Origin of the sequence: Thauera sp. WH-2, assembly GCF_048321015.1 — a bacterium.
GTDB lineage: Bacteria > Pseudomonadota > Gammaproteobacteria > Burkholderiales > Rhodocyclaceae > Thauera.
On record NZ_JBLWFG010000002.1, the window covers coordinates 124248 to 140586 of the forward strand.

Consider the following 16339-nt stretch of genomic DNA (forward strand, 5'->3'; position numbering starts at 1 on the left):
GCACAGCCGTCGCATCCGGCGCACCGATCACCGCAGGCGGCCGAGTCTCTCGATCAGGTGGTCGCGCAAGGCGCGCAACGCAAGCAGGCCCGCATCGTTGTCGGGGATGGGCGCAGTCGCCCTGCGGCTCATCAGTTCGTGCGCGAGTTCGTGCACCCCGTCGTGCATCGCCAGCGCCTCGTCGAATGCAGGGTCGTTCCCGTGCCGCAGCCTGCCCTCGTCTTCGAGCCACATCCCGAGCGCACACTGGTCATCGGTCGCGGGCGGCGCAAGCGTCCCGGCCTGCGACAGCAGGTAAGCCTCGATGCGCGCAACCCAGGCGCGATGATGGGCGATCGCAAACATGCGCGGCAGCTCGTCGTGCTCGACACGCGGCCGGTCCAGCCAGGACGGACCGGGGCGCCAGCCGCGCACCCAGCCGGGAACGTCATCCGCCGCCATGGGGCGGGCGATGCCATAGCCCTGCGCGATCTCGCAGCCCAGATCCAGCAGCAGCTCACCATGGAGAACGGTCTCGACCCCCTCGGCGACCGTCTGCCGGCTGAAGGCGCCCGCGAGGCCGATCACCCCCTCGAGAATCGCCAGATCCTCGGGGTCGTCCAGCATGTCGCGCACGAAGCTGCGGTCGATCTTGAGCGTATTGGCGGGCAGATTCTTCAGATACGTCAGGGAGCAGTACCCGGTACCGAAATCATCCAGCGCAAAGCGCACCCCCAGGCTCTGGCAGGCGTGCATGATGCTGGACACTTCCGCGATGTCGTCGAGGGCACTGCTCTCGAGCACCTCGAGCTCGATCTGCTCGGGGCGGACGTGGGGATACGCTTCGAAGCGCTGGCGCAGGCCCGCGACGAAATCCGTCTGCTCCAACTGGCGCGCGCTCACGTTCACACTCACCGAAAGCCGCAGACCTTGCGCCTGCCAGGAGGACACCTGCGCGAATGCGCTGTCGAGCACCCAGGCACCCACGGCGACTGCGAGCGGATGCTCCTCGATCAGCGGCAGGAAGGCGGCCGGCGGCAGCAGGCCGCGCTCGGGGTGGCGCCAGCGGATCAAGGCCTCGAGACCCAGCACCGCGCCGGAGCGCATGTTCACCTTGGGCTGGTAGAAGAGCACGAACTCGCCCGCCTGAAGCGCCTGGCGGATACGCTCACGCCCCTCGTGGCTGTCACGCACGGCGCGGTCCTGCTCGGCGTCGAACAGATAGTAGCGGTCCTTGCCCTGCAGCTTCGCCTGGTACATGGCCTGATCGGCCTGGCGCAGCAGTTGGTCCGCGTCGACGGGGTCTGCCTGCGGAAAGAAGGTGACCCCCAGGCTGGCGGAGACGCGCAGTTCGCAGTCTTCCTCCACCCAGGGCGCGGACGCGGCCTCGAGCAGACGGTTGAGCAAGGGCACACACGCCTCGACCGTCGGCATGTCCTGCAGCACGGCGACGAACTCGTCACCACCGAGCCGGGCCAGCGTGTCGCCCTCTCGCAGCACCGCATGCATGCGCTGGGATACGCCCATCAGCAGGCGGTCACCCATGTCGTGCCCGTGCCGGTCATTGACCGCCTTGAAGCCATCCAGGTCAAGATAGACGATGGCCAGCCGGGTGGCGCGCCGCAAGCTCATCACCATGCTCTGGTGCAGCCGGTCGGCGAGCAGGCTGCGATTGGCGAGACCGGTGAGCGCGTCGTAGTGCGCGATGCGCTCGAGTTGCTGCTGGTGCGACTTCTGCGCGGTGATGTCGCTGAACAGGGCCACGTAACACTGGATGCGGCCGTTGTCATCGCGCACGGCGCTGATGGTCAGCAGCTCCGCATACAGGCTGCCATCCTTGCGCCGGTTCCAGATCTCGCCGTGCCAGTGGCCGTGCTCATGCAGCGCCTGCCACATCTGCAGGTAATGCTCGGGCTTCTGTCGTCCCGACTTCAGCATGCGCGGGTTCTGTCCGAGCAGCTCCTCGCGCGCGTAGCCCGACAAGCGGCAGAAGGCGTCATTGACCTCGAGGATGGTGCCGTCGGCGTCCGTGATCGAGATGCCCTCGCGCGCGTAGGTGAACACCATTGCCAACTGGCGCAGCTCGGCATTCGAGCGCGTCAGCTCGGCGGTACGCTCGCTCAGGCGGGCCTCCGCCGCTTCGCGCCGCGCCACCTCGGCGGCCAGCGCGGCATTGTCGGCCTCGAGCCGGGAGCGGTGTTGCACAGCGGTCCTGATGTCCGAGCGCAGGCGCTCGGCCCGGCGGCGCTGGCGCAGAAAGGCCAGCCACAGCGCCACGAGCGCCAGCGGGAAAGCCATCATCACGCCGCTCACGGCCGCGGAGATCGCCTGCCCGTGCGCATCCTCGCGCGCGATCAGGGTGAGCACGGACAACTCGGTGTGCGGTACCTCCGCACGCACCAGCAACATGTCGGGCGCAAGCCCTGGCGTATCCGCAAGCATCGCTGCAGGCACAACCGCGCCGGCTTCGGCGGCCGCGAGCGCCTGCAACGCGCCGGGCGCCAGCACAAGCGCCGGCGCGGACGAGGCCAGCGGTGCGCCGCCAAGGCCAAGCACCAGCTCGGCATAGCGCACCGCATCCTGCTCCAGCCCACGCTCGCCCTCTCGCGCCTCGATCAGCAAGGCACCCAGCGTATCGAGACTGCCGACAGCGACCAGAAACGCGCGCGGTGCACCGCGGAACAGCACCGGCGCCACGATCTCGAAACACCGGTTGCCACAGTCCATGCGCAGTCGCGGCCCATCGACGTCCGTGAGCATCGGCGCCCGCTGCGGCGCGCCCCCCGCGGCGGCCAGCACCCGGTCGGAGCCTTCGATCAGGCGCAGGCTGCGAAATACCGGCACGTCACGCAACGTCGCCTCGCGCAGTTGCTCGGCTAGTCGCCGGTCGATCGCATCCAGACTGGCATTCAGGCCATAGCGGGGCGACATGCCGAGGTCGGCGTTGACGAAGTAATCCTCGATCTCCCGCACCGAGGCGATCTGGGCCACGTTGCGGATGCGCTCATCGATGAAGTCGGAGATCACCGCAGCACGCCGCTCGGTGTCGGCCACCAGCCGCCGCTCGGTCACCTCGCGCAGCACGCTCTGCGACGCCAGCACGTTCCACAGCAGCACCGCCGCATAGGCCACGAACAGGCCGAGGATCAGCAGTGGCGTATGCCTGCAGAGCAGCAGCGCACGCATTCGGCTCATCGACATGCGTCCAGATCCGGCCGTCAACGCGGCACACTCGCGAAGAAGTCGGGGAAATAGCGCCGGATGCCCGGGTAGTATTTGTCCACCAGGGCGTCATACCCGCCACTCGCCTTCAGGGCGGCGAGATAGGCGTTGAAGGCATCGCGCAGCGCCGGTGCATCGGGCGGGAACGCCGCGGCAAGCGCCTGCTCCTCCGAGATCGGCCCCAGTACCTTGATGCGGCCGGCCCACTTGCGCAGATCGAGGATGGCGTCGGGCACGTCGAGCAGCGTGAACTCCGCATCGGCATTGAGCAGCGCCGGCACCATTTCGTTGAGGTTGGTGCTGCGGGTGTAGGCGCGCAGGTCGATACCCACGCCTTCCAGCCCGTAATTGGCCGGATCGAGGCAGGTGCCCTCCATCACCAGCAAACTCTTGCCGGCGATCAGGGCCCGGGTTTCCAGAATGTCGGCGGCGAGATCGTCGCTGCCCGCGATCGGCCTGACCGGGGACTGCGCGCTCGCCACCAGCAGTACCTGCGAAGGAAAGGTGGGCGCAGAGAACAACAGCACCGCGTCGCGCCACGGCAGCACGGTGAAGCCCGCGGCGATCACGTCGCCGCGCACCGGATAAGACCCTTCCAGGCGCACCGAATCCCCTTCGCGCACGACCTCACGCCCAAGCAGGTCGCGGATGACCGAGTAGAAGTCGGAATGCACCAGCGTGTAGCGCACGCCGATGTGCGCCGCGAAGCCCTGCATCAACTCGACGTCGAAACCGTCGCCGCTGCCGGTGACGAAGTTTGCGTAGCGGATTCCAAGGTGACGGAGCTCGCCGCGTGCACGAATCTCGTCCAGATCCGCAGCCGGGGCGGGCAGCGCCATGAAAAAACCGAGAAGCAGGGGCAAGACACGGCGAAGCATGCGAAGCATGGAGAGGATTCCACGGAGAGGTGACGAAGGCGCCGCGGCATTTTCGCGGATAACGCACTTTCGCGACATGGCCGACTGCTCGGCCGATTGCCCGTATTGGGCGCGCGCCCTCACCCGACGCGGTCGCCGCCTCCGCGCTTGGCTTCGTACAGCGCCCGGTCCGCGGCCTTCAGCATGTCCTCGGCGCTGTGCATCGAGGGCTCGATCTCCGCCACCCCGACGCTCACCGCCCCGCTCCAGCATTCCTGCCCGAGGGCGTTGATGTGAGGGCGGCGCGAAGCGACGATCTTGCTGGCCACCTGCCGCGCACCGGCGCGGTCGCTGCGCGGACAGATGACCAGAAACTCGTCGCCGCCGAGGCGGCACACGATGTCGCTGGTACGCACGGCGTCACGCAGTCGCTGGCCAAGCGCGCGCAGCACGGCGTCCCCCTCGGCATGACCGTAGGTGTCGTTGACGCCCTTGAAGCGGTCGGCATCCAGCAGCAGCACCGACAGCGGCGTGCCGTCCCGGCGGGCCTCTTCCCACAGCGCCTCGAGCGCGGTGACGGCGTGGCGCCGGTTGGGCAGACCGGTGAGGTCGTCATGGTAGGTCAGCACGTGCAGGCGCTCGTTTGCACGCGCGAGCTCCGCGGTGCGCTCGGCGACGCGTTGCTCCAGCGTGCGGTTGAGTTCGGCGAGCTCGCGATTACGCTCGGAGACCATCGCCAGCAGCCCGTTCAGGGCACCGAGCAGCGGTTCGGTCGAGGCCTCGCGCTGGCGCTGCTCAAGCTCGGCTTCGAAGGCCTCCGGCGCGCCGAGCCCATTCTCCATCAGCCGCAGCTGCCGCGCCATCGACTGATCGACCCCGAGGATGTGGTGAGCAAGCCAGTTGACCAGATAGCCGACCTCCATCCGCACCGTCTGCTCCCGCTGCGGTCCCTTGGCGTCTTCGGCCGCGCCCATCGCATGAAGCTCGTCGATGAAGCGCTGGTGCTCCCCGCGGTGGAAGTCGACATGGCGCGGGTCGATGCCCGCCGCGATGAACATGGCCTCCTCGTCACCGAAGTGCGTTTGGCTGTACTCGATCAGCTCGGCACGGGCCGCATCGATCTGTGCCTGCGAAACCCCGCCCTCCCCCATCAGCAGGCCACCGAGGCGGTTGATCAGGTCGACCAGGCGGCGGTGCTGCCGGTCTACCTCGGGAAGGTCGGTCATGAAGGCAGATGACCATGTGAACAATTCGCTCATTCCGAAACTCCTTTGACCCTGACTCTTGGCAAGCCCAGGCGATCTCTTCAAAAACCGCTGCGGGCGAAGTGTTCGATTGCCGGGCCGATCGCATCGAGCGGCAGCACCCTGCCGGCCGCGCCCCGGCGGATGGCCTCCTTGGGCATGCCGAACACCACACAACTGGCCTCGTCCTGGGCGATGGTCTGCGCGCCGGCATCGAACATCTCGCGCAGCCCGCGGGCGCCATCGTCGCCCATGCCCGTCATGATGACGCCGAGCGCCCTGCGCCCCGCGTACTTGGCGACGGAGTTGAACAGCACGTCGACCGAGGGGCGGTGGCGGTTGACCGGCGGCCCGTCACGCACCTCGACCACATAGTGCGTACCGCTGCGGCGCACCGACATCTGCCGCCCGCCCGGCGCGATCAACGCACACCCGGGGCGCACGCTCATGCCGTCCTCCGCCTCGAGCACCTCGATCTTGCACAGCTGGTTGAGGCGCTGGGAGAACAGTGCGGTGAACTTTTCCGGCATGTGCTGCACCACGACGATACCCGGCATGGTGAGCGGCAGATTGCGCAGCACCGCCTCCAGCGCCTGCGTGCCGCCGGTTGAGGTGCCGATCGCGATGATGCGGTCGCCGACCTCTGGCCGGGCTTCGCGCACATGCGCATTTCCAGCCTGCACCGGGTTTGTGCGCGCGGCGGAGGGTCCGTCGGTCGACACGGCCCGGATCGGTCTGTGATCGTCCATCTCCATGCTCAGGCCCGCCGGTAAATCGTCGGGCGCTCCTGACGCAGGCCGACGTTGAGGCCGTTCAAGCTCTCCGAGTGGCCGATGAGCAAGCAGCCATCGGGGCGCATCTGGCGCGCAACGCGTTCGACGATGCGCTGTTTGGTGGGCGTATCGAAATAGATCAGCACATTGCGCAGGAAGATCACATCGAAGTCACCGACACTGCCGAGGTTCTCGTTCAGATTGACCTGCGCGAAACGCACCCGCCTGCGCAGGGCGGCGTCAATCTGCAGCGTCTGCTCGCCGCCCGTATTCTCGAGCCGACAGAAACGGCGCAGGTAGTCCTTGGGAATACCGTCGATGCGGTTGGTGGCATACACGCCGCTGCGGGCCTTCTCGACCACCTGGCGGCTGATGTCGGAAGCGAACACCTCCCACGCCGAAGCCACGCCAAGCCGGTCGGCAAGCACCATGGCGATGCTGTAGGCCTCTTCGCCGGAGGAACTGGCCGCACTCCAGATTCGCGTCGGTCTGGTGCGCTGCTGAAGCTGGGGCAGCACGGTGGCGGTGAGGAAATCGAAGTGCTTGGGTTCGCGGAAGAAATAGGTCTCGTGCGTGGTCAGCAGATCCACCATACGGTCGAATTCGTCGGCCGACTTGCGATCGGACACCACCGCGAAATACTCGCCGAAGCTCTTCAGCCCGAGCGCGCGCAGCCTGCGCGCCAGCCGTCCGCTCACCAGGCTCTTCTTCTGCGGCGACAGATCCACGCCAGCGACCCGCCGCATCAGCGTGCGGAACTGCTCGAACTCGTGCTCGGTGATCGAAATTTCCGACATGGATGGCCCTTTCCGACAAGACCGTAGTGTACGCGCCGGATGGCGGTGCAGGGTGTGCCGTAGTGCGCACGCGGGCGCAACGGAACCGTGCTTGAGTTACCCCAGCGTCGCCGTGGCGAGCTTGGCGCCGAAGCCGATGAACACCCCGCCCACCCCCGCGGTCGCCCCGGCCGCGGCACGGCGGTGACGGCGGAACTGCGCCGCGAGGCGGGCGCCCGCGAAGATGAGCACCGACAGGTAGAGCAGGCTGCAGACCTGCACGATCACGCCCAGGATCACGAAGGACAGCGCCGGGTGGCCGTAAGCGGGGTCGACGAACTGGATGAAGAAGGACACGAAGAACAGGATCGCCTTGGGGTTCATCAGGCTGATCAGCAGCGCGGTGCGGAAGGGGTGCGGGGTGCTGCGCACCGGCGGGTAGTCCGGCTTGCCGTCGCCGACCGCTGCGGCGGTTTCGCCCCCCCGCCGCCAGGTGGCGAGCGCACCGCGCAGCAGACTCAAGCCCACCCAGGCCAGGTAGGCCGCACCGGCGTACTTGATGACCATGAACAGTTCGGGCGTGGCGCGCAACACCGAAGCCATGCCGGTGACCGCCAGCAGCATCAGGAGGGTGTCACCGACGAAGATGCCGGCCGCGCCCCGGTAGCCGGCGCGCACGCCCCAGCGCGAGGCAGCCGCCATCACATAGAGCGAGTTGGGCCCGGGCAGCAGCACGATAAAGATGGTGCCGAGGACGAAGGTGAAGAGGTCGGTGATGCCGTAGAACATGGCCGGAGCGCTGCACGATGACGGGTGGGGAGCTACTTTGCCACGCCGCTCATGTGCTCGCCAGTCGTGCACTCGGATGCAGCCAGTTCCGCACTCCTTGTCTGCCGCCCAGCTAAAAGTTTAGATATGATCGACTACTCATTCGGGTATAAAGTATTCTTATACGAGCGCTGCGAAAGTTCGGCATGCCGAAAGAGGCGATTCGCCTCGGTGCGGCCGATAGCGTCGTTCCACTGAACCAGATTCCGGAGATGGTGTTGCGCAAGAGCGCCCAGTAGCGCGTCGCACAGGAAATCCGAACCCGTCTTGCAGCAAGCGCGCGCCGCCCGGCCTTACCCGTCGCTGCGCGCGGCCCGGCTGCTTTGAATCAGGGCCCACAGACTCACCAGCCCCAGCGCACCGACGATAAGCGCTATGCCGGCGAATTCTGCCGCCGTCGGGCGTTCGCCGAGCTCGATCCAGCCCGCCAGCACGCCGACGAGGGGAACCCCCAGCACCGAGAGCCCCGCCATCCCCGCAGACAGGTGCTGGAGGATGTACAGCCACAGCACCCAGGCGAGCCCGGTCGCGAATACGGCGTTAAAGACCAATGCGCCGAAGAAGTACGGCGATGGTTCGATCGGCCGCGAGGGATGCAGCCCCGCGAAGACGCACAGCGCGATCGCGCCGAACAGCATCTGCCACGCAGTGAGCGCGAGCAGATCGAACTTGTGCCTCTGGCGCATGCGCTTGGCGAGCACCGAAGAGGCCGCCCAGATCGCGCCGGCCAGAACGGCCAGCAGATTGCCAAGCACCGAGCCCCCCAGCGACCAGGGTTCGAGCACCAGCACCAGCCCACTGGCTGCCAGCGCGATGCCCAGCCACTGCACGCCGCGCACGCGCTCGCCCAGGGCGAGCCAGGCCATCGGGAGCACCCAGAACGGCATGGTGTAGACGAGCACTGCAGTCTTGCCCGCACCCGCGGTCACCAGCGCCCACTGGATGAGCGCGGTGAAAGCCCCCGTCTGCAGCAGGCCGAGCAACACGACCTCACGCCAGGCCTCGATCGTCATTGGCCGCCGGAGCAGCGCGAGCACCCCGAACAGCGTGAGCGCGCCGAACGCGGCGCGGATGGCAGAGAAATCGAAGGGATCGACGTAGTCGATCACCTGCTTCATGACGACCCAGTTGTATCCCCAGATCAGGGAAAGCGCGACGAGCGCAAGCAAGGCAATGCGGGATGCGCCGGGCGCGGACATCGATCCTCCAGAAGGAAAATGCCGCGACACCCCGGTCGGGCGGCGCGGCGTTTCAGGTGCCGTCGGCTGCGAGCGGATACAGCGGCAGGCAGCGGCTTCGGACTCGGACTCGGATTATGCGCCCGCACATGGCAAGATGCGAACCCACGCGGTACAACCGAAGCAGCACGTACAGAGCGCCCTCCGTCTCACCCGCGCCCCTGTGCACGAAGCGCCTTCGGGCTGCGAGTGAGCCCCGAAAGAAGGAAGCGCATGCCCAAGTTCGACGCCAACCTGACCCTGCTCTTCAACGATTTACCCTTCCTCGCGCGCTTCGAGGCGGCTGCGGAAGCGGGCTTTCGCGGGGTGGAATTCCAGTTCCCCTACGCCTTCGACCGGAACGAGATCGCCGACCGGCTGCACGCGAACGGCCTGGTGGCGGTGCTGCACAACCTCCCTGCGGGCGACTGGGATGCGGGCGAGCGCGGCATTGCATGCCACCCGGGCCGGGTGGGCGAATTTCAGGACGGCGTCGGGCGCGCGATCGAGTACGCCACGGCGCTCGGTTGCGCACGGCTCAACTGCCTCGCGGGGGTCCCTCCTGCCGATCTGGCCCCGGCGCAGGCGCACGAGATCCTCGTCGCCAACCTGCGCTTCGCCGCACGCGAGCTGAAGGCGGCCGGCATCCGCCTGCTGATCGAACCGATCAACACCTTCGACATCCCCGGCTTCCACCTGCATCACAGCGCGCAAGCCATCGCGCTGATCGATGCAGTGGGCGCGGACAACCTCTTCCTGCAATACGACGTGTATCACATGCAACGCATGGAAGGCGAACTCGCCAACACGATCGCCCGGCACCTGCCGCGCATCGGGCACATCCAGATCGCCGACACGCCAGGCCGGCACGAGCCGGGCAGCGGCGAGATCAACTACCCCTGGCTGTTCGACTTCATCGACCGCATCGGCTACACGGGCTGGATTGGCTGCGAATACCGCCCCGCGGCCGGCACCCGCGAAGGCCTGGCGTGGATGCACTCAGCGACGACCGGCCGGGCCCGGTCCGACTGACCTCCGGCCACGCCATCTCCCCTGGGCTTCAGCCGGCCTTGGGCTGTGCGGGGCCGAACAGGCGGTTGGTGAGCTTGACGTACCACGCCGCCGACTGCACCTGCAGGATGTATGCGAGCGCGATGACCAGCGCGGCGCCCGCGCTTTCGCCACCGAACACGTTCATCGCCAACGCGAGCGCGATCGAGAGATTGCGCATCACCGTGCCGTAGACCAGCGCGATGGCGTCACCACGCGGCAGCAGGGTGCGGGCAACCACCGTGCTGAGCACGTAGTTGATGCCGTACAGGCACAGCAGCGGCACCAGCACGACGACGATCTCTCCGGGCTGGGCGACGAGGTCCTTCGCCTTGAGTGCGAGTGCGACAAATACGATGCCGAGCACGCCGAGCGTGGAGAATGGCGGGAAGCGTGGCCCCCAGGTTTTCTGGTATTCGGCCTGGCCGTGGCGGGCAATGAGCCACTTCTGCGTGAAGTGGCCGGCAACCATGGGCAGGAACACGATGATGATGATCTGCATGAAGATCGCGGCCATGTCGACCGGCACCTCCGCCCCCATCAGCCAGCGCACGTACAGCGGCGTGGCGAGCGAGCCGAGGATGAGGCCGAGCACGGTCATCTTGACCGCAGCACCGAGGTTACCGCCGGCGAAACCGGTCCACGAGATGGTCATGCCGCTCGTAGGCAGCAGCGCGGCCAATAGCAGGCCGAGCGCATAGAAGGGCTGCTCGGGGAAGAAGAGCTTGCCGAGGCCGAAGGCCACGAAGGGGATGATGGCGAAGTTGATCGCCTGCGCGAGCGCCTGCGCCTTGAGGTCGCCGCCCTCGAGCACTTTCTGCAACTTGAGGTTCACCATCATCGGATAAACCATCAGGAAGGTGAGCGGCACGATCAGCGACTTGAGCCACGCCACCGGCGCGACGAGGCCGAAGCCGAAGCCCAGCACCATCGCCACCGGGATGGCGAAGATGAGGTTCTTGTTGATCTTCATGAGGAGCGCGAGCATGGCGGGTCTTCCCTGTTGTCGCTGTTGTGATCCGATGCCGCCATCGTAGCAGCGGGAGAGGCACAAGCAAGCGTGATGCCAGCCTGCCAGCCCCCTTGTCTGGCGCAGACCATGGTCCGCCGCCCCGGGGCACCTTGCGCCAGCAAACTGCCATCTCAGGCACATTGCGGGCAAAACTGCTGCCACTACTGGCAGCAGCCCCGCTCGTCAACACGCGGACGCACTCTGTGTCCCCCGCGCCGTCGTGGACGGAAAAGGGCCCGCACACGGCGGGCCCCTTCACCAGCGACGGCCCAGCCGTCCGTGTTACTTCTTGCCGGCGGCGAGACCGTTCAGGATTTCCTGCTTGGCGTCTTCGACCGTGCCCCAGCCCAGAACCTTGACCCACTTGCCGGGCTCGAGATCCTTGTAGTGCTCGAAGAAGTGCACGGTCTGCTTCATCAGCAGTTCGGGCAGGTCGTCGGTGGTCTGCACCTTGTCGTACAGCGGGGTCAGCTTGGACACCGGCACGGCGACGACCTTGGCGTCTACCCCGCCGTCATCTTCCATCTTGAGCACGCCCACCGGGCGGCAGCGGATGACGACGCCCGGCTGCAGCGGAAAGGGGGTCACGACCAGCACGTCCACCGGGTCGCCGTCGCCGGCGATGGTGTGCGGCACGTAGCCGTAGTTGAGCGGGTAGCGCATCGAGGTGCCCATGAAGCGGTCGACGAAGACGGCGCCGCTGTCCTTGTCCACCTCGAACTTGATCGGATCGCCCTGCGCGGAGATCTCGATGATGACGTTGATGTCGTTCGGCACATCCTTGCCGGCGCTGACCATATCGAAGCCCATGAATCCCTCCCGTGGAAAAATGTGCGCGGATTATAGGGGGAAACCACAATTTCTTGCACTGCGGCATTGCCCCGTCTGCATGAAAACCATCAGGCCGGGGAGTCGAACCCGGCATCCTCGACCGCAGCGCGCAGCGCCTCGACGGAAGTCTGTGCAGGGTCGTGGCGCACGGTGGCAGACGCCGTCCCGAGCGAGACCTGCACGTCCTGCACGCCGGGCAGCGCCTGCAGCACACCGGTCACATTCTTCACGCATCCGCCGCAGCTCATGCCTTCCACCTTGATCGTCACTTCATTCATGTGTTGCTCCTTGTCGATACCAAACGCCGGACGGCGCCCTCAGGTCACGCAGACCACACCACGCCACAGGTCGCCGCCCAGCGTCGGTGCATGATAGAGGCCGAACACCCCGAAACCCAGCACCAGCACGCCGGACGCAATGCGGACCCGGCGGTTGCGGGTGATGTCACGAAAACGTTTGAACAACATGCCTGCCAGCAGCAGATTGGGCAGCGTACCCAGGCCGAAGGCCAGCATCAGCCCTGCCCCGCGCGCACCCGAGCCGGTGACCAGCGCGGTGGCGAGGACGGAGTAGGTCAGCCCGCAAGGCAGAAAGCCCCACAGTAGTCCAAGCGGCAGCGCCTGTCGGATCGAGCGCGCAGGCAGGAAGCGCCGGGTCGCGGGCTGGATGCGCCGCCATAGCACGCCGCCGGCACGCTCGATCGGAGTGAGCAGGCGGGTGAAGCCGGTGAGATAGAGCCCGAGCGCGATCAGCATGAGGTTGGCGAGCACGTACAGCGCCATCTGCACCGGCAGCATGCCGTCGTAGAGCAGGCCGACCGAGCCGAGCAGACCCACTGCCCCGCCGAGCGCAGTGTAGGTGGTGATGCGGCCGATGTTGTACGCCAGGTGCAGCGGCCATTGCGGTTTGCCGCCAGGCGTCTGCACCTGCATGGTCAGTGCACCGACGATGCCGCCACACATGGCCACGCAGTGCGTGCCGCCGAGCAGGCCGATGAGGAAGACTGCGATGAAACCGGTGTCAGGCATGGATGAAAAAGGCCCCGCGGGGAATGCGAGGCCTCATTCTACGCTGCGTTGCCGCAATACTCAGATCACGCGCGAGTAGCGCGCACGCTCGCGGTCGGCGCGCAGGTAACGGTCGAACACCATCGCGATGCCGCGTACCAGCAGGCGCCCGCCGGGCTGCACGCTGATCCAGTCGCCATCGATCTTCACCAGGCCGGCCTTCTCCATCTCCTGCAGGTCGGCGAGTTCTTCGGCGAAATACTCGCGGAAGTTGATCAGATGGGCGATCTCGATCGACTGCATGGACAGCTCGAAGTGGCACATCAGCGCCTGGATGATCGCGCGCCGCAGCAGATCGTCTGCGGTAAGCTCGATGCCGCGCAGCACCGGCAGTTCGTCGCGGTCGAGCGCATCATAGTACTCGTCCAGGCTCTTCACGTTCTGCGCATACACCGGCCCGATCTTGCCGATCGCCGACACGCCGAAGGCGAGCAGATCGCACTCGGCCTGGGTGGAGTAGCCCTGGAAATTGCGATGCAGACGCCCCTGGCGCTGGGCGACGGTGAGTTCGTCGTCCGGCTTGGCGAAATGGTCCATGCCGATGTACACGTAGCCCGCCTCGGTGAGGCGGCGGATGCCCAGCTGCAGCAACTGCAGCTTGGTATCCGCGGTGGGCATGTCGCCGCTGTTGATGCGGCGCTGGGGCTTGAAGAGGCCCGGCAAGTGCGCATAGCTGTACAGCGAGATGCGGTCGGGCGAGATCTCGAGCACCTGCTCCAGCGTGCGGTTGAAGCTGATCACGTTCTGCTTGGGCAGGCCGTAGATGAGGTCCATGCTCACCGACTTGAAACCGGTGGCGCGCGCCGCGTCGATGACGAGCTTCGTCTCGTCGTAGCTCTGGATGCGGTTGACCGCCGCCTGCACGTCCTCGGCGAAGTCCTGCACGCCCACGCTCATGCGGTTGAAACCGAGGTCGGCGAGCAGCTTCACCGTCTCGAAGTCGACCTTGCGCGGGTCGACCTCGATGGAATACTCGCCATTGGGCACCAGCGTGAAGTGCTCGCGCACCGCCGCCATGAGCTCTCGCAACTCGTCGTGGGACAGGAAGGTCGGCGTGCCCCCCCCCAGGTGCAGCTGGGTGACCTGCCGGCTGCCGGTCAGGCAGGCGGCCTGCATCTCGATCTCTTTCGCCAGATATTTCAGATACTTGGCAGAGCGCCCATGATCCTTGGTGATGATCTTGTTGCAGGCGCAGTAATAGCAGATCGTGTTACAGAAGGGGATGTGGAAGTATAATGAAAGCGGTTTGCTTACGCCGCCCACGCCCCTCTTGGCGAGCCAGGTCTTGAGCGCATCCGCATTGAAGGCCTCGACGAAGCGGTCCGCCGTGGGGTAAGAGGTGTATCGCGGTCCGTTGATGTCGAAGCGACGAATCAGTTGCGGATCGAAGATGAGTTCGTTCTGACTTTTCATGATCTTGCTGCTGAGGTGTGTGCCAAACAATGGCAGATCACCGGAATCTTTAGGTTGACGTGGGTCAACGGGCATGTTTTAGACGCCTATTAAACCCTCACCGGGGTCTTTTTTCTGGGAAGCGGGATTATCGTGCAGATGAGGGCTACCGTGCCAATCACCGTGAGCGGGCTGAAAGTGGCCTGCTCGCAATGCAACCTCGTCGAACTGTGCCTGCCCTTCGGGATGTCGGACAGCGAACTGAGCCGGCTCGACGATCTGGTGGGTGCGCGCCGCAAGGTGAAGCGCCAGCATTGCCTTTATCGGGCCGGCGATCCCTTCGAGGCCATCTACGCCATCCGCGCCGGCTCGTTCAAGACCGATGTGCTGCTCGAGGACGGCCGCGAGCAGGTGACCGGATTCCAGATGACGGGCGAGATCCTCGGCCTGGACGGCATCAGCACCGAAGCCCACTCCTGCAACGCAATCGCGCTCGAGGACAGCGAGGTGTGCGTGATCGCCTACGACAAGCTCGAGCAGATGTCGCACGAGATCGAGGGGCTGCAGTTGCAGTTCCACAAGGTCATGAGCCGGGAGATCGTGCGCGACCACGGCGTGATGATGCTGCTTGGCTCGATGCGCGCAGAGGAGCGCCTGGCTGCCTTCCTGCTTAACATGTCGCAGCGCTTCAACGCGCGCGGCTTCTCGCCGCAGGACTTCAACCTGCGCATGACGCGCGAAGAGATCGGCTCCTACCTGGGGCTCAAGCTCGAAACCGTGTCGCGGGCCTTCTCGCGCTTCCAGGAAGACGGGCTGATCTCGGTGCAGCAGAAGCATGTGAAGCTGCTCGACCCTGCCGGGCTGAAGAAGCTCATCCAGCACCAGCAGGGCGTGCGCTGAGCGCTCGCGTACGCGTTCAGGCAAGGTAGCCGGCGGCCTGCTTGGTCAGCGCCACCGAGACGATCCACAGGTAGACCAGCAGCGCGGCCACGAAGGCGCCGACGCGAATACCCTGCGTGCGTCCGCGCTTGAGCGCCACCGTGCCGAGGAGGATGTAGACGATCAGACCAAGGATCTTCGCCGTGGCCCAGCCCGCCACGAAGGGATACTGCTGGATCAGCACGGTCAGGGTGATCGCCGACAACAGCAGTGTCGTATCCACCAGATGCGGCAGAATCCTGGTGAGGCGATGCTGCAGCAATGGATTTCCGGTCATCATCCATAGCCCCCGCAGCAGGAACCCCGCCGCGCTCAGCACCACGCAGGTGATGTGCAGATTCTTGATCGCGTAATAGAACATCCCTTCTCCCTTTGGTGACCGGCCAGAGAGCCGGAATGTGCTGCCGCCAGCCCCCGGGCACAGCGGCTCGATTAGAATTGCGACCCCACCGGAGAGTTCCGAGATGCCTCATTCCCACATACAACTCGACATCCCCGCCCTGCTGGGCCGCATCCCCCTGTTCGGCGAACTCTCGGAGGCCGACATCCAGCTCGTGGCGCGTTTCACCCGCGAGCGCCAGGTGGCACGCGGCGAAGTGCTGTTCCAGCGCGGGGATCAACCGCACGGCTTTTACTTCGTCGTCTCCGGTCAGGTCAAGCTTGCGTTCTCATCCTCGCAGGGCACCGAGAAGGTGGTGGAGATCATCGGCCCGATGCAGAGCTTCGGTGAGGCGGTGATGTTCATGGACCACCCCTACCCCGTGTTTGCCGAGGCACTCACCGACACCGTGCTGATCCACGTCGGCCAGCAGGTGGTGACCGAGCTCATCGACCAGGATTCGACCTTCGCCCACAAACTGCTCGCCGGCATGGCGATCCGCCTGCATGGGCTGATTCAGGACGTCGAAACCTACTCGCTGCGCTCGAGCACGCAGCGCGTGATCGGCTATCTTCTGCAGGTGGCCGACAGCGACACGCCCTGCGAAATCGCGCTGCCCACCAGCAAGCAGGTGATCGCCTCGCGCCTGAATCTGACGCCGGAAACCCTGTCACGCATCTTCCACGACCTGAGCGATGCCCGCCTGATCAGCGTGCAGGGCAAGCGCATCACCCTGCACGACCCCGCCCGGCTGTCGCGCTACGGCGCCTGAA

The 16339-nt window shown here is 66.0% G+C and carries 15 protein-coding genes and 1 pseudogene; 3 read left to right on the plus strand and 13 right to left on the minus strand.

Going from position 1 to position 16339, the window contains the following annotated elements; translation table 11 throughout:
- Positions 1 to 27 precede the first annotated feature (27 nt).
- The 7 genes and pseudogenes from ACNKW1_RS04760 to ACNKW1_RS04790 all read right to left on the minus strand — a co-directional run bounded on the left by ACNKW1_RS04760 (position 28) and on the right by ACNKW1_RS04790 (position 8878).
- On the minus strand, positions 28 to 3180 hold the full coding sequence (locus ACNKW1_RS04760) for an EAL domain-containing protein (RefSeq protein ID WP_418363454.1): 3153 nt from the start codon (positions 3178 to 3180) through the stop codon (positions 28 to 30).
- A gap of 17 nt (positions 3181 to 3197) precedes the next feature.
- Positions 3198 to 4088 (minus strand): transporter substrate-binding domain-containing protein, encoded by an 891-nt coding sequence (locus ACNKW1_RS04765; protein ID WP_418363455.1) that lies wholly within the window; start codon positions 4086 to 4088, stop codon positions 3198 to 3200.
- Between the two features lie 110 nt (positions 4089 to 4198).
- Entirely contained in the window at positions 4199 to 5317 is a 1119-nt protein-coding gene (locus ACNKW1_RS04770; protein ID WP_418363456.1) for a diguanylate cyclase, read from the minus strand.
- Positions 5318 to 5364: 47 nt separating this feature from the next.
- Positions 5365 to 5937, minus strand: a pseudogene (locus ACNKW1_RS04775) (chemotaxis protein CheB); the annotation flags it as partial.
- Between the two features lie 122 nt (positions 5938 to 6059).
- Entirely contained in the window at positions 6060 to 6872 is an 813-nt protein-coding gene (locus ACNKW1_RS04780) for a CheR family methyltransferase (RefSeq protein ID WP_418363457.1), read from the minus strand.
- 96 nt (positions 6873 to 6968) lie between these two features.
- Entirely contained in the window at positions 6969 to 7640 is a 672-nt protein-coding gene (gene leuE, locus ACNKW1_RS04785; RefSeq protein WP_418363458.1) for a leucine efflux protein LeuE, read from the minus strand.
- A gap of 332 nt (positions 7641 to 7972) precedes the next feature.
- Entirely contained in the window at positions 7973 to 8878 is a 906-nt protein-coding gene (locus ACNKW1_RS04790) for a DMT family transporter (protein ID WP_418363459.1), read from the minus strand.
- Between the two features lie 252 nt (positions 8879 to 9130).
- Between ACNKW1_RS04790 and hyi the strand changes: the two genes are divergently transcribed.
- Entirely contained in the window at positions 9131 to 9928 is a 798-nt protein-coding gene (gene hyi / locus ACNKW1_RS04795; protein ID WP_418363460.1) for a hydroxypyruvate isomerase, read from the plus strand.
- A gap of 28 nt (positions 9929 to 9956) precedes the next feature.
- Here hyi and ACNKW1_RS04800 read toward each other — a convergent pair whose 3' ends face one another.
- From ACNKW1_RS04800 to hemN, 5 genes are all read right to left on the minus strand, one after another.
- Positions 9957 to 10934, minus strand: coding sequence for an arsenic resistance protein (locus ACNKW1_RS04800; protein WP_418363461.1), 978 nt, complete (start codon positions 10932 to 10934; stop codon positions 9957 to 9959).
- Positions 10935 to 11240: 306 nt separating this feature from the next.
- A complete protein-coding gene (gene ppa / locus ACNKW1_RS04805) occupies positions 11241 to 11768 on the minus strand; it encodes an inorganic diphosphatase (protein WP_418363462.1) in 528 nt (175 codons plus the stop codon).
- Between the two features lie 89 nt (positions 11769 to 11857).
- Complete coding sequence (locus ACNKW1_RS04810) at positions 11858 to 12067, minus strand: heavy-metal-associated domain-containing protein (protein WP_418363463.1); 210 nt, start codon at positions 12065 to 12067, stop codon at positions 11858 to 11860.
- A gap of 39 nt (positions 12068 to 12106) precedes the next feature.
- A complete protein-coding gene (locus tag ACNKW1_RS04815) occupies positions 12107 to 12817 on the minus strand; it encodes a sulfite exporter TauE/SafE family protein (RefSeq protein WP_418363464.1) in 711 nt (236 codons plus the stop codon).
- Between the two features lie 60 nt (positions 12818 to 12877).
- Positions 12878 to 14269 (minus strand): oxygen-independent coproporphyrinogen III oxidase, encoded by a 1392-nt coding sequence (hemN, locus tag ACNKW1_RS04820; RefSeq protein WP_418363465.1) that lies wholly within the window; start codon positions 14267 to 14269, stop codon positions 12878 to 12880.
- A 138-nt stretch (positions 14270 to 14407) separates the two neighbouring features.
- Here hemN and fnr point away from each other — a divergent pair, with 138 nt between their 5' ends.
- Positions 14408 to 15148 (plus strand): fumarate/nitrate reduction transcriptional regulator Fnr, encoded by a 741-nt coding sequence (fnr, locus tag ACNKW1_RS04825; protein ID WP_418363466.1) that lies wholly within the window; start codon positions 14408 to 14410, stop codon positions 15146 to 15148.
- A 16-nt stretch (positions 15149 to 15164) separates the two neighbouring features.
- On the opposite strand, the gene ACNKW1_RS04830 is transcribed toward fnr, so the two are convergent.
- The gene (locus tag ACNKW1_RS04830) at positions 15165 to 15548 is read right to left on the minus strand and encodes a SirB2 family protein (protein ID WP_418363467.1); all 384 of its coding nucleotides are present in this window, start codon (positions 15546 to 15548) and stop codon (positions 15165 to 15167) included.
- 103 nt (positions 15549 to 15651) lie between these two features.
- Here ACNKW1_RS04830 and ACNKW1_RS04835 point away from each other — a divergent pair, with 103 nt between their 5' ends.
- Complete coding sequence (locus ACNKW1_RS04835) at positions 15652 to 16338, plus strand: Crp/Fnr family transcriptional regulator (protein ID WP_418363468.1); 687 nt, start codon at positions 15652 to 15654, stop codon at positions 16336 to 16338.
- Position 16339 lies beyond the last annotated feature (1 nt).

Bases quoted from the DNA above. Each gene is read 5' to 3' on its own strand.
- ACNKW1_RS04770 (WP_418363456.1), bottom strand. From the start codon at position 5,317: ATGAGCGAATTGTTCACATGGTCATCTGCCTTCATGACCGACCTTCCC.
- ACNKW1_RS04780 (WP_418363457.1), bottom strand. From the start codon at position 6,872: ATGTCGGAAATTTCGATCACCGAGCACGAGTTCGAGCAGTTCCGCACG.
- hyi (WP_418363460.1), top strand. From the start codon at position 9,131: ATGCCCAAGTTCGACGCCAACCTGACCCTGCTCTTCAACGATTTACCC.
- ACNKW1_RS04790 (WP_418363459.1), bottom strand. From the start codon at position 8,878: ATGTCCGCGCCCGGCGCATCCCGCATTGCCTTGCTTGCGCTCGTCGCG.
- ACNKW1_RS04765 (WP_418363455.1), bottom strand. From the start codon at position 4,088: ATGCTTCGCATGCTTCGCCGTGTCTTGCCCCTGCTTCTCGGTTTTTTC.
- fnr (WP_418363466.1), top strand. From the start codon at position 14,408: ATGAGGGCTACCGTGCCAATCACCGTGAGCGGGCTGAAAGTGGCCTGC.
- ppa (WP_418363462.1), bottom strand. From the start codon at position 11,768: ATGGGCTTCGATATGGTCAGCGCCGGCAAGGATGTGCCGAACGACATC.
- ACNKW1_RS04810 (WP_418363463.1), bottom strand. From the start codon at position 12,067: ATGAATGAAGTGACGATCAAGGTGGAAGGCATGAGCTGCGGCGGATGC.
- hemN (WP_418363465.1), bottom strand. From the start codon at position 14,269: ATGAAAAGTCAGAACGAACTCATCTTCGATCCGCAACTGATTCGTCGC.
- ACNKW1_RS04830 (WP_418363467.1), bottom strand. From the start codon at position 15,548: ATGTTCTATTACGCGATCAAGAATCTGCACATCACCTGCGTGGTGCTG.
- ACNKW1_RS04760 (WP_418363454.1), bottom strand. From the start codon at position 3,180: ATGTCGATGAGCCGAATGCGTGCGCTGCTGCTCTGCAGGCATACGCCA.
- ACNKW1_RS04815 (WP_418363464.1), bottom strand. From the start codon at position 12,817: ATGCCTGACACCGGTTTCATCGCAGTCTTCCTCATCGGCCTGCTCGGC.
- ACNKW1_RS04835 (WP_418363468.1), top strand. From the start codon at position 15,652: ATGCCTCATTCCCACATACAACTCGACATCCCCGCCCTGCTGGGCCGC.
- ACNKW1_RS04800 (WP_418363461.1), bottom strand. From the start codon at position 10,934: ATGCTCGCGCTCCTCATGAAGATCAACAAGAACCTCATCTTCGCCATC.
- leuE (WP_418363458.1), bottom strand. From the start codon at position 7,640: ATGTTCTACGGCATCACCGACCTCTTCACCTTCGTCCTCGGCACCATC.